The organism is Nonomuraea sp. NPDC050643 (assembly GCF_040654715.1).
Taxonomy (GTDB): Bacteria; Actinomycetota; Actinomycetes; order Streptosporangiales; family Streptosporangiaceae; genus Nonomuraea.
Window position 1 is genome coordinate 90,182 of record NZ_JBFAIM010000054.1, and the last position, 11,013, is coordinate 101,194.

The window sequence follows — 11,013 nt, forward strand, 5'->3', positions numbered from 1 at the left end:
AGAATTACATGGTATTGGACCGGGTGTCCAAGTAATGTTTTTCCGCCGCGTTCCAGAACCGTACGAGGGCGGCCGCCGTCGTCTCCGGGGCCTCGACGGCGGGGGAGTGCACGGCGCCCGGCACGACCACGCACTCGGCGCCGAGCCTGGCCGCCATCTCCGACTGGGCCTCGGGCGGCCAGCCGTCGTCGTGCTCGCCGTACAGCACCAGCGTCGGCACCTCGATCTGGCGCAGCTCGTCGGTGCGGTCGTGCATGGTCAGCACCTGCTCGGCCATGCGGGACAGGCCGGTCGGCGAGTTGCTGAGCAGACGCTTGTGCAGGAACTCGAGGATCTCGTCGGACACGTCGGCCGCCAGCGCGTCAGGCTCGAACCTGCTGTGCCACACGTGCTCGAGCCCCAGCGCGGGGATCTCGTCCATGATCTTCCTGCCGTTGCGGGCGCGCCTGCCCTCGATGGCCCCCGGGCCCGAGCTCATCAGCGTGAACGAGGCGAACCTCGTGCGCCCGTCGATGGCCGCCTCCCTGGACACCAGCCCGCCGAACGAGTGGCCGACCAGGTGGACGGGGTCGCCCGCGCCGCCGATGGCCTGGGCGAGCAGATCGACGTCGGCGCCGAGGGCGGCGCAGGTGTAGGCGTCGGGGTCGTCGGGGCCCGGCGTCTCGTACTGGCCGCGCAGGTCGATGGCCACGACCCGGCGGCCCGACTGGGCCAGGGTCATCAGCACAGCGATGAAGTCCTCCTTGCTCCCGGTCAGGCCGGGGACCAGGAGCGCGGGCCAGCGCTCAACCACACCGCTGACCGGCAGCGCCTCCAGGGCCGCGAACGTGCCCTGTGACGTTTCGATCTTCTGTGGTGCGACGCCAGGAGGCAGGTCGAGGAAACGCGGCGTACTCACGTGGGGCAACAATACCCAGAGGTCAGCGGCTCGACACCGGCATGGCCATTACGCTGGTGCGAGTTCTGAGGAGTTGTGACGTATGCGCGATCTCGAGATCCGGCCCGCGACGTCGTGGAATGACGTCCGGACGGTCTTCGGGCCCAACGGGGCCTATTCGGGATGCTGGTGCATGTGGTTCCGGGTCACGGGGGCGGAATTCGGCGCGATGGGCGCCGCGGGGCGCGAGGACGGCCTCCAGACCCTCGTGGAGAGCCCTGAGCGGGCGCCTGGCGTGCTGGCGTACCTGGAGGGGGCCGCGGTGGGGTGGTGCGCCGTGGCGCCGCGTGAGGAGCAGCCACGGCTCGTCCGCTCGCCCGTCACCAAACCCGCCGATCCCGGGGAGGCCGGGGTGTGGTCGGTGACGTGCTTCTACGTGACGCGCGCCGGACGGGGGCGGGGCGTCCCCGCGGCACTGCTGGCCGGCGCGGTGTCGTACGCGGCGGGGCAGGGGGCCAGGGTCGTCGAGGGCTACCCGAAGGACACGGACGAGCCGTTGCCCGCCGCCGAGCTGTTCCGCGGGTGGCGGTCGCTGTTCGAGGAGGCGGGTTTCGAAGAGACGGCCCGCCGCACACCCACCCGCCCCACCATGCGCCGCATCCTCCCCTGACACCCCACCCACTCCACACTCGTACACACTCCACCCCGCCCGCACTCCACCCCGCCCGCGTTTCGCGCCGGGCGCGCCTCGGGCCCGGCACGGTTTGTTCGGACGCCCGGTGCCCCGGACGCGCGAAAGGCGCGCACCCGGCTTGGGTGCGCGCCTTTCGTGTGTTGCTCAGCCGGTGCGGCGGCGGTTGCCGCCGCCGCTGCCGCCGCCACGGGGCTGGCGGCGCTGCTGCTTGCGCTCGGTCGCGGCCGACGGCGCGATGTCGTCGTCGTCCGTCGCCAGGTCCGGCGACTGGAAGATCACCGCGAACGGGCTCGGCGGAATGATCCGCTCCGGCTCCTTGCGCACCGGCGCGGGCGGCGTCGCCAGGAAACTCGGCTCGGGCTCGAAAACGGGCTCGGACTGCATGACGGACGCGGGCACGGCGACCTCCTGCTCGGCGACGGTGGTGGGAGCGGCCTCAATGGGAGCGGCCGTGGTGGCGGCGGTGGTGGCGGCGGTGACGCGACGCGTACGCGCGCGCTTGACCGGCGCCTCCTCGACCTCGTCCACGGCGGCCCGGCGGGAGCGGATGCTCTTCGCCGGTTCCTCCTCGATGGCGGCGCCACCGGAGTCGGTGCTCTTCACCGGCGCCTCAGGAGCACCGGCGAGCGCCTGCTCGATGGCAGACGAAGCCGCCCCCCTACGCGTACGGGTGCGCTTCGGCTCGGCGGCCGCCGCGATCTCGTCAGGCGTGAAGATCGCGGGAGTCTCCTCTGCCTTGGCATCCACGAGCTCGACCTCCGGCGTCTCAACGGGTCCGGTCTCCGCCAGCTCCCTCCCGCCGCGGGTGCGGCGGCGCTGGCGCGGCGCGCGGGCAGGGCGCTCCTCGCGCTCCTCACGGCGGCGTACGCCGCGCCCGCGAACCCTGCCGGTCTCTCCGAGATCCTCGATACGCTCTGCGGACAGCCCCGCACGCGAGCGGTTCGTGTGCGGCAGGACGCCCTTGGTGCCCTCGGGGATGTTGAGCTCGGAGTAGACGTGCGGCGAAGTGGAGTAGGTCTCCTCGGGCTCGGCGAAGTCGAGCCCGAGCATTTGGTTGATCATCTTCCAGCGGGTCAGCTCCTCCCACTCCACGAACGTGACCGCGATTCCCGTGCGCCCGGCTCGGCCGGTACGGCCGATGCGGTGCACGTAGGTCTTGTCGTCGGTGGGGCAGTCGTAGTTGACCACGTGGGTGACGTCGTCGATGTCGATGCCGCGAGCCGCCACGTCGGTGGCGACCAGCACGTCGATCTTGCCGTTGCGGAACGCGCGCAGCGCCTGCTCGCGCTGGCCCTGGCCGAGGTCGCCGTGGACGGCCGCGACCGCGAATCCACGCGTGTCGAGCTGTTCGGAGACCATGTCACAGGCCCGCTTGGTCTCACAGAAGACCATGGTGAGCCCGCGGCCGTCGGCCTGCAGCAGCCGGGCGACGATCTCGATCTTGTCCATCCGGTGGGCACGCCACACGAGCTGACGCACCTGCGGGGTGGTCTCACCCTCGCCGTTCTCGTGCTCGGCGCGTACGTGCGTCGGACGGTTGAGGTATTTGCGCGACAGCGCGACGATCTCGCCAGGCATGGTCGCCGAGAACAGCATGGTCTGCCGCTCTTCGGGGATCAGCTTGAAGATCCGCTCGATGTCGGGCAGGAAGCCCAGGTCGAGCATCCGGTCCGCCTCGTCGAGCACGAGGCTGGTGACCTGGCTCAGGTCGAGATGCTTCTGCTTGACCAGGTCGAGCAGACGGCCGGGGGTGCCGACGATGACGTCGACCCCGGCCTTGAGCGCCTCGATCTGAGGCTCGTAGGCCCGGCCGCCGTAGACGGTCAAGACTCGGGATCCGAGCTTGCCGGCGGCGGTCACGAGGTCTTCGCTGACCTGCGTGGCCAGCTCACGGGTCGGTACGACGACCAGCCCGCGGGGCTTCTTGCGGTTTTTGCGCGGCTTGCCGATGCTCTGCAGCATGGCGATGCCGAACGCGTAGGTCTTGCCCGTGCCCGTGCGCGCCTGGCCGATCAGGTCCTGGCCGCTCAGGGCGAGCGGGAGCGCCATCTCTTGGATGGGGAACGGTGTCACGATGCCCTCGGTCTCGAGGGCATCGGCGATCTCTGGTGTGACTCCGAGGTCTCGGAAAGTCGTCAGCGTGGCCTGCCTCAGTCTCAAATGAAGGCGGGCCTGCCGGGACCGACGGGCGGGAAAACGCCCTCGTTTGTGGGTCCTCGCGGTAGAGCCAGCCCTCTCGCGTCATCAGCGACCGCGCACCCGGGGAATCGGGGGGTAATCGGGGGATTCCCCCGAATTAACACAGTGCGGTCGCACTTTCACAGAGCAGTGTACTCGATACCACAACGCTGACCGAGCTTGCGTATGTTCCCGAAGATTCTCCGAAGTACGCTGCCTTCCATGAAGCAGTCTCCTGGAGTCGTCGACCTGCTCGGTGTGCTGGCCTATGCCGAGCTTAGCGCGTACGCACGGATGACCGAGGACGCCACCACGCTGGCGCCCTCCTTGGCCGATCGGGCGGCGCTGAGCGAGCTGGCCGTGACGGAGTACGCCCACTTCCGTCTCCTGCGCGACCGCCTGGGCGAGCTGGGGGCCGATCCCGACGAGGCCATGTCGCCGTTCGTGGCCGCGCTGGACGCCTGGCACGCGCAGACCAGGCCGGCCGACTGGCTGCAGGCGCTGATCAAGACCTATGTGGGAGACGGCATCGCGCTCGACTTCTACCGGGAGGCGACCAGGCACCTCGATCCGTCGATCACCGAGCTGGTCGACGAGGTCCTGGTGGACGAAGGACGTTCGCAGTTCGCGGTGGAGCGCGTCAGGGCCGGCATCGAGGCGGATCCGGCGGCGGGCGGGCGGCTGGCGCTGTGGGCGCGGCGACTGGTCGGGGAGGCGCTCAGCCAGGGGCAGCAGGTGGCCTCGGCGCGGCCGGAGCTGGCGCTGCTGCTGGTGGAGTCGGTAGGGGAGGGCCAGACCGACATTTCCCGGCTCTTCGCGAAGCTGACCGAGGCGCACAACAAGCGCATGGCCGCGATGGGCATCTGACCGTCTTTGACCTGCGGTGATGCGGGTGGGTCCGTACATCGGGGGGCGCGCGGGCACGAAAGGGTTGTACCGTTCGGACATGAGGGCCTCGCGCCGCTACGGCAGTTCCTTGACGAGATGTAGGCCGAATCGCTGGACTCCACGCGCAGTGTTGCGGAGGGAGAGCGCGGACTGTCCGACCGCCGAGCCGGGGCGGGAATGCGCCCCTCGGCACCGGCGGCCCCGCGGTTGTCAGATCGGCAAGCCACCTACCCTGGGCTGAACCCCGACGACGTCCCACCGGTGTCCGCGCGGCATGAGGGCGGGCACGCAAAGTCCTGCGCCGGATTCAGCGGACCACCCACCCCGACAACACCAGCCACACCCACAACACAAGCCACGGCGACGACACGCGTCATGGCGACCACAAAAGCCATGGCGACACCAACAAGCCACGGCGACAACAGAAACCACGGCGACACCGCACGCCACGGCGACACCGCACGCCACGGCGACATCACGAGTCACGCCGCCGTCCTGAGCCACGCCGGTCGGCCGCCGCTGCCAAGGGCGGCCCCGGCGTCGCGCTGACGCCACACACACACCGACGAGATAAGCGCGCCTCTTCGTGCCGCCGCCATACCGCCCTCCCCGCCGCCCTGAACGCCCCGCCCTGCGGCCGTAGCGGACGACAAGTCCGACGGACGCCGTCGACGACCGGTTCGGCCGGTCTGGTGGATGACCGGCCTGACGGACGCCGTCGACGACCGGCCCGGCGGACGCCGTCGACGACTGACCTGACCGATGTCGTGGACGGCCGGTGAGGCGGAGTGGACGACCTGGCAGGGGACGTCGTGGATGGCCGGCCCAAGCGACCGAGGCGCGGGCCCGGCGGCTCCGGGCTGGTGGGGCAAGGGTGGAGACCGTTGCGACCTGCCCGCCGCTCGCCTGTTCCCCAACCATGCCGCTCACCCCGAGGGACCTGCGCGGTCCCGGGTCGTTCACGCGGCGAACTCCCCGGCGAAGCGTGCGTTCGTGAAGGGTACGGCGCCCGAGCCGTACCCTCCCGCTTCGAATCCTTAGAGTGTGCCGCCGAATCCGACCGGCCTGGACTCATCCTCGCCGATCTCGACGAAGCCGAGCGAGGCCACCGGCACCACGATCCGCCTGCCCTTGACATCGGTGATGGCGAAAACGCCGCCGCGATCCACCGACAGGGCGTTTCTGATCTCTTCTTCGACCTGCTCGGCCGTCAGGTCGGTCTCGACAACGAGTTCGCGGTGTACGGAGCGTACGCCGATCTTGACTTCCATGGTGGCTCCCTAGTCGACGGGCTGGCTCCATACCATCGTGGCCGCTCGGACCCGGGAAAACGCGAATGATCGCGCCCAGCGAACGGGTTATGCCGTACGCGGAAAACCGCTGATGCCGCGCCAGGCCAGTCGCGCCATGAGCTGCTCGGCCGCGTCCTTCGGGATCGAGCCGTGCGTGGTGACCCAGTAGCGGGCGCTGACCTCGGCCATGCCCACCAGGCCGACGCCGAGCAGGTGCGCCTCGTCACTGGTGCAGCCGGTGTCCTCCTGGATGAGCTCGCTGACCATTTCCGCGCACACCTGGAGCGAGCGCTCCACCCGCTGCCGCACGGGCGCCACGTTGCGCAGGTCGGACTCGAACACCAGCCGGAACGCCTCGCCCTGCGAGGAGACGAAGTCGAAGAACGCGCTGAAGGTCGCCTGCACGCGCAGTTTGTTCTCGTGGGTGGAGGCCAGCGCCTCTCTGCACCGGTTGACCATGTCGTCGACGTGCAGGTCGAGCAGCGCGAGGTAGAGCTCGAGCTTGCCCGGGAAGTGCTGGTAGAGCACCGGCTTGCTGACCCCGGCCCGGTCCGCGATCTCGTCCATGGCGGCCGCGTGATAGCCGTTCTCCACGAACACTTCCTGCGCGGCGCTCAGTAGCTGACGGCGGCGGGCGAGTCGGGGCAGCCTGGTGCCCCGGGGTTTGGCATCCGGGGTTGCTGTCACGCGGGTCTCCATAGGTCTCTCAGCGGGCAGTGCGGACATCCTACGTGCGGGCAGCACCGCCTCAGCGATAGTCGTCGTCGTCCAGCTCGACCACGCGGTCCTGCTCGGCCGCGTCGGCCGGATCGACCTCGAGCGGCAGCTCGCGGCGGACGTAGTCGCCGTCCTCGCGCGCGTCCAGCTCCTGCTCGGCCGCGTCGCCGGGGTCGACCTCCAGCGGCAGCTCGGGCCGCAGCCCGCCCCCGCGCTGACGCACCTCCGCGTGCTGCTCGACGGCGTCGGCCTCGGGCGTTTCGGCCGAGAGCTCAGCCTCGTCCACAGCGCCCTCTTCCCCGCGTGTGTCCATCTCCGACATCTTCGGTCCCCCTCTCGGTGTGGACGGGATCCAGCCTACGCCCGGCCGAAAAGGTCGCCGTGTTTCTCCACTCTGGCCAGCACGTCGGGCGCAGTGAACACCAGCTCATCAGGTCGTTCGCAGCCCTCGACCTCCTTCCAGAGCAGCGGCGCCGACACGGTCGGCCGCTCCCTGGCCCGCAGCGAATAGGGCGCCACGGTGGTCTTGGCCGGATTGTTCTGGCTCCAGTCGATGAAGACCTTGCCCGGCCGCGCCTTCTTCGCCATCACGCTGACGACCTGGTCGCGGTGCTCCTTCTCCAGGAGCTGGGCGAGCCTCTTGGCGTACGTGGAGGGCTCCTCCCGGCAGTCCCAGTCGGCGTACAACTGCATGCCCTTGTTGCCGCTCGTCTTCGGGCGCGCGGTGAGGCCCTCGCCGGCCAGCACCTCGCGCAGCATGAGCGCCACCCGGCAGCACTCGACGATCGTCGCCGGCGGCCCCGGGTCGAGGTCGAACACCAGCGTGTCGGGCGGCAGCGGCTCGCCGTCGTCGTCCACCCGCCACTGGGGCACGTGCAGTTCGAGCGCGGCGAGGTTGGCGTAGTAGACGAGCGTGGGCAGGTCCTCGACGATGGCGAAGTCGATGGTCTCGCGGTTCTTGGTGCTGCCCGGGGCGGGCAGGGTGGCCAGCCTGACCCAGCCGGGGGTGTGGTCGGGGGCGTTCTTCTCGAAGAAGAAGGGGCCGTTGACGCCGTTCGGGTAGCGCTTGACGGTCAGGGGGCGGCCGGCGAGGTGGGGGAGGAGGACGGGGGCGACGCGGCTGTAGTAGTCGATGATCTCGGCCTTGGTGAAGCCGAAGTCCGGATAGAGGACCTTGTCGAGGTTGCTGAGCGTCAGGTCGCGCCCGCCCACCTTGACCGGCACCTTCATCGCGTCACCTCCGCGGGGGTCTTGTCGGGCCGCAGCCCGCGCCACACGGGGTGCCGCAGCCGCTCTTCGTCGGTCCACATCGTGTAGGCCACCTCCCCGACCAGATCAGGCCTAACCCACCGATTCCGCCAGGGGACGTCGTTGCTGAACGGGCTGCGCGGGATCTCCAGCGGCCGCAGCGCCTGGAGCAGGTCGTCGAGCACGGCGTCGGTGAACCCCGTGCCGACGTGCCCGACGTACGTCAGCCCCGTGTCCGTGAACACCCCCATGATCAGCGATCCGACTCCGCCGGACCGGCGTCCCTTGCCCGGTTTCCAGCCGCCGATGACGACCTCCCGCGTGGTCAGGTTCTTCACCTTGATCCACCAGGGCGAACGCGTGCCCGCCCGGTAGGGGGAGTCGAGCCGCTTGGCGACGACGCCTTCGAGGCCCTGCTGGTGGGTGGCGGAGAGCAGGTTGGACTCGCCGGGGAAGTACGGGGGCGCGCCGATGTCCAGCTCGTCGAGCAGGGCCCGGCGGTCGCGGTAGGAGAGGTCGAACAGCGGCAGGCCGTCGAGGTAGAGCAGGTCGAACGGTATGTACGTGACCGGGTACAGCTCGAGCATGACCGGCTCGGGGTCGGTCAGGTGCATCCTGCGCTGTAGTCGTACGAAGCTGGGCCGGCCGTGGGGATCGAGCGCCACGACCTCGCCGTCGATGACCGCGTTCTTCACCCCGAACCCTGAAATTTCCGGATAACGCCGCGTGTACTCGACCCCGTGCCTCCCCGTCACCCTCGGCCCGCCGTCCGGATGCGCGCCGAGATGGATGAGGGCGCGGATGCCGTCCCACTTGACCTCGAGGCCGTACAGGTCGCGATCGGAGGGTAGTTCCCCAGGTACGGCCAGCATTGGTTCGATTGGGTATGGCATTGGTTGCCCCATGACGGGTATGTGCCCATTGGTGCGCCGTTGAGAGCTGAGGAGTCGCCATGCGCAGCATCTGGAAGGGTGCGATCTCCTTTGGGCTGGTCACGATTCCGGTCAAGCTCTACTCCGCGACCGAGCAGAAGGACGTCACGTTCCACCAGGTCCACCGCGAGGACGGCGGCAGGATCCGCTACAAGCGCGTGTGCACGCTGGACGGCGAAGAGGTCCCCTACTCCGACATCGCCAAGGGTTACGAACTGGCGACGGGTGAGATCGTGGTGCTCACCGACGAGGACTTCGAGGATCTGCCGCTGACGACGTCGCGCAGGATCGACGTCCTGCAGTTCACCCCGGCGGAGCAGATCGACCCCATCTACTTCGCCAAGTCGTACTATCTGGAGCCCGACGCCCAGGGGGCGAAGTCGTACGTGCTGCTGCGCAACGCCCTGGAGAGCTCGGGGCAGGTGGCGGTGGTCAAGGTGGCACTGCGGCAGCGCGAGTCGCTCGCCACGCTGCGGGTCAGGGACGGCGTGTTCGTCCTGGAGACGATGCTCTGGCCGGACGAGATCCGCACCCCCGACTTCGGCTTCCTCGAGGAGGACATCGAAGTACGCGCCCAAGAGCTCAAGATGGCCGAGTCCCTCATCACCACGATGGAGGCGGACTTCGACGCGAGCGAATACCACGACACCTACCGCGAGGCGCTGCAGCAGGTGATCGAGGCGAAGGTGGCGGGCAAGGAGGTCATCCCGGCCCGCGAGGAAGAGGAAGCGGGCCCGGCGGTGGACCTCATGGCGGCGCTGCGGGCCAGCGTGGAGGCGGCCAAGCGCGAACGCGAGGGCGGCGGCGCGGCCAAACCCAAGAAGGCGGCCGCGGCGAAGTCGAAGGACTCCAAGGACGCCGCCAAGGACGAAGAGAAGCCCGCCGCCAAGCGGAAGACCCGCAAGTCCGCCTGACGCGGCGCGTACGGGCCCCAAGGGCCGTCATGTGAGCCTGGCCCCCAGGCGCCGAGACCGCTGAGACGGGGCTGCGGCCTGCCTCCGTCCCCCTCGGTCGGGGCCGCCACGCGCGACCCTGCCCGTTCACCCGCCTCCACGGATGGCGGGTGCGGGCGATCGACGCGACCCGGGCCCGCGTAGTCGGCCAGGACGCGATCAGTCATGGCCGCGACAATTCCGACTCCGGTCGACGCGCCGCCGCCACCACCGCCGGGCCATTCCGGCGAATTCTCCCGGGATTTCCCGCAAGGCCCCCTGCCTCTCGAAGAATCAACGCTGCTCTGCGCCCGGCAACCCGCCGATACCCTCCCAAATCGGACATATAGGGCAATTCGTGCTATTTCAATTTATAACTATGTAAGCCAAGCAATAGGACCGTTAATCCATAGCAAAGTAGGGCGATCTTCGTTTGTCTGTCTCTGGCTCAGGAAATGATATTTACCGGATGGCTTGTTTGATGGTCTTCCAGGACTTCCTTCCGGGAAATCCGGAAAAGTCGAGTACGGGGCAATCGAAACCTTTAGGGGGAAAACGCAATGCCCAAGCTCAAGAGTGTTATCGCGGGCCTCGCCATCAGTACGGCGTTGACCGGTGGTGCATTGGTCGCGGGTGCCGCCACCACCGCCGCCGGCGCCAGTGCTGCCACGCAGATCAGTGCGGGGACGTCCGTTGTGACCGGGAGCAGCTGCTACCGCTACAACCGCTGGAACCGCTGCGGCTGGCGCCGTCACCACCACCCCAAGCTGCGTCTCAAGGTCAAGGTCCACAACTACAACTACAACCGTAACCACCACCACAGGGACCAGCGTCAGACCACGAGCTGACGTGATCTCGTGATGGTTGCGGGGGGATGAATGCCCGTTCTCCACGGGCGCCTTTCTCTCGTCTTCACGGCAACCTTTATTGAGGGCTCCACTGGCATCTGGCCAGGGGGCCCTCATCGTGTTGTGCGGGGGTTGTGGCGGGGGTGGGGATGCTTGTGACTTCTCCTGGTATAGGGCAAAAGAAGACAATGCCGGTTTGTGGGTGTTTCGCCCGGTTATATGCAGGAGTGCGGATGCCGGAGTTGTTTTCCGGAGGGTCCGTGGCATCCTTCATCGGATCCGTGGTCCCGGCGTTGTTCTCTTTGTCGGGCGGGCGGGTGGTGGCGGGGTGTGGCATCAGGGCAATCGAACCTTTAGGGGGGAATCTCAATGCCCAAGTTCAAGAGTGTTCTCGCGGGTCTGGCCAT

At 68.7% G+C, this 11,013-nt stretch carries 11 protein-coding genes; 4 read left to right on the top strand and 7 right to left on the bottom strand.

Annotated elements, in window-relative coordinates; all coding sequences use genetic code 11:
* Positions 1 to 4: 4 nt before the first annotated feature.
* Positions 5 to 898 (bottom strand): alpha/beta hydrolase, encoded by an 894-nt coding sequence (locus AB0I15_RS47450; RefSeq protein ID WP_358112230.1) that lies wholly within the window; start codon positions 896 to 898, stop codon positions 5 to 7.
* A gap of 82 nt (positions 899 to 980) precedes the next feature.
* On the opposite strand from AB0I15_RS47450, the gene AB0I15_RS47455 reads away from it, so the two are divergent.
* Positions 981 to 1,547 (top strand): GNAT family N-acetyltransferase, encoded by a 567-nt coding sequence (locus tag AB0I15_RS47455; RefSeq protein WP_358112233.1) that lies wholly within the window; start codon positions 981 to 983, stop codon positions 1,545 to 1,547.
* Positions 1,548 to 1,715: 168 nt separating this feature from the next.
* Here AB0I15_RS47455 and AB0I15_RS47460 read toward each other — a convergent pair whose 3' ends face one another.
* On the bottom strand, positions 1,716 to 3,620 hold the full coding sequence (locus tag AB0I15_RS47460; protein ID WP_358112235.1) for a DEAD/DEAH box helicase: 1,905 nt from the start codon (positions 3,618 to 3,620) through the stop codon (positions 1,716 to 1,718).
* Positions 3,621 to 3,971: 351 nt separating this feature from the next.
* On the opposite strand from AB0I15_RS47460, the gene AB0I15_RS47465 reads away from it, so the two are divergent.
* Positions 3,972 to 4,616, top strand: coding sequence for a ferritin-like fold-containing protein (locus AB0I15_RS47465; protein WP_358112238.1), 645 nt, complete (start codon positions 3,972 to 3,974; stop codon positions 4,614 to 4,616).
* 1,058 nt (positions 4,617 to 5,674) lie between these two features.
* On the opposite strand, the gene AB0I15_RS47470 is transcribed toward AB0I15_RS47465, so the two are convergent.
* The 5 genes from AB0I15_RS47470 to ligD (AB0I15_RS47490) all read right to left on the bottom strand — a co-directional run bounded on the left by AB0I15_RS47470 (position 5,675) and on the right by ligD (AB0I15_RS47490) (position 8,766).
* On the bottom strand, positions 5,675 to 5,908 hold the full coding sequence (locus AB0I15_RS47470; RefSeq protein ID WP_358112241.1) for a DUF3107 domain-containing protein: 234 nt from the start codon (positions 5,906 to 5,908) through the stop codon (positions 5,675 to 5,677).
* 87 nt (positions 5,909 to 5,995) lie between these two features.
* Positions 5,996 to 6,616, bottom strand: a complete 621-nt coding sequence (locus AB0I15_RS47475; protein ID WP_358112244.1) for a TetR/AcrR family transcriptional regulator — start codon at positions 6,614 to 6,616, stop codon at positions 5,996 to 5,998.
* Positions 6,617 to 6,677: 61 nt separating this feature from the next.
* Complete coding sequence (locus AB0I15_RS47480; RefSeq protein WP_358112247.1) at positions 6,678 to 6,959, bottom strand: hypothetical protein; 282 nt, start codon at positions 6,957 to 6,959, stop codon at positions 6,678 to 6,680.
* Between the two features lie 44 nt (positions 6,960 to 7,003).
* On the bottom strand, positions 7,004 to 7,876 hold the full coding sequence (ligD, locus tag AB0I15_RS47485; RefSeq protein ID WP_358112250.1) for a non-homologous end-joining DNA ligase: 873 nt from the start codon (positions 7,874 to 7,876) through the stop codon (positions 7,004 to 7,006).
* Positions 7,873 to 8,766 carry a non-homologous end-joining DNA ligase gene (ligD, locus tag AB0I15_RS47490; RefSeq protein WP_358112253.1) on the bottom strand — a complete coding sequence of 298 codons (894 nt, stop codon included), beginning with the start codon at positions 8,764 to 8,766 and terminating at the stop codon, positions 7,873 to 7,875. The genes ligD (AB0I15_RS47485) and ligD (AB0I15_RS47490) overlap by 4 nt, the downstream gene beginning before the upstream one ends.
* 80 nt (positions 8,767 to 8,846) lie before the next feature.
* On the opposite strand from ligD (AB0I15_RS47490), the gene AB0I15_RS47495 reads away from it, so the two are divergent.
* Together AB0I15_RS47495 and AB0I15_RS47500 are read left to right on the top strand one after the other, a co-directional pair.
* Complete coding sequence (locus tag AB0I15_RS47495) at positions 8,847 to 9,740, top strand: Ku protein (protein WP_358112256.1); 894 nt, start codon at positions 8,847 to 8,849, stop codon at positions 9,738 to 9,740.
* A gap of 578 nt (positions 9,741 to 10,318) precedes the next feature.
* Complete coding sequence (locus AB0I15_RS47500; RefSeq protein ID WP_358112259.1) at positions 10,319 to 10,606, top strand: hypothetical protein; 288 nt, start codon at positions 10,319 to 10,321, stop codon at positions 10,604 to 10,606.
* The last annotated feature ends 407 nt before the right edge of the window (positions 10,607 to 11,013 follow it).

Bases quoted from the DNA above. Each gene is read 5' to 3' on its own strand.
- AB0I15_RS47465 (WP_358112238.1), top strand. From the start codon at position 3,972: ATGAAGCAGTCTCCTGGAGTCGTCGACCTGCTCGGTGTGCTGGCCTAT.
- AB0I15_RS47470 (WP_358112241.1), bottom strand. From the start codon at position 5,908: ATGGAAGTCAAGATCGGCGTACGCTCCGTACACCGCGAACTCGTTGTC.
- AB0I15_RS47460 (WP_358112235.1), bottom strand. From the start codon at position 3,620: ATGGCGCTCCCGCTCGCCCTGAGCGGCCAGGACCTGATCGGCCAGGCG.
- AB0I15_RS47495 (WP_358112256.1), top strand. From the start codon at position 8,847: ATGCGCAGCATCTGGAAGGGTGCGATCTCCTTTGGGCTGGTCACGATT.
- ligD (WP_358112253.1), bottom strand. From the start codon at position 8,766: ATGCTGGCCGTACCTGGGGAACTACCCTCCGATCGCGACCTGTACGGC.
- ligD (WP_358112250.1), bottom strand. From the start codon at position 7,876: ATGAAGGTGCCGGTCAAGGTGGGCGGGCGCGACCTGACGCTCAGCAAC.
- AB0I15_RS47500 (WP_358112259.1), top strand. From the start codon at position 10,319: ATGCCCAAGCTCAAGAGTGTTATCGCGGGCCTCGCCATCAGTACGGCG.
- AB0I15_RS47480 (WP_358112247.1), bottom strand. From the start codon at position 6,959: ATGGACACACGCGGGGAAGAGGGCGCTGTGGACGAGGCTGAGCTCTCG.
- AB0I15_RS47455 (WP_358112233.1), top strand. From the start codon at position 981: ATGCGCGATCTCGAGATCCGGCCCGCGACGTCGTGGAATGACGTCCGG.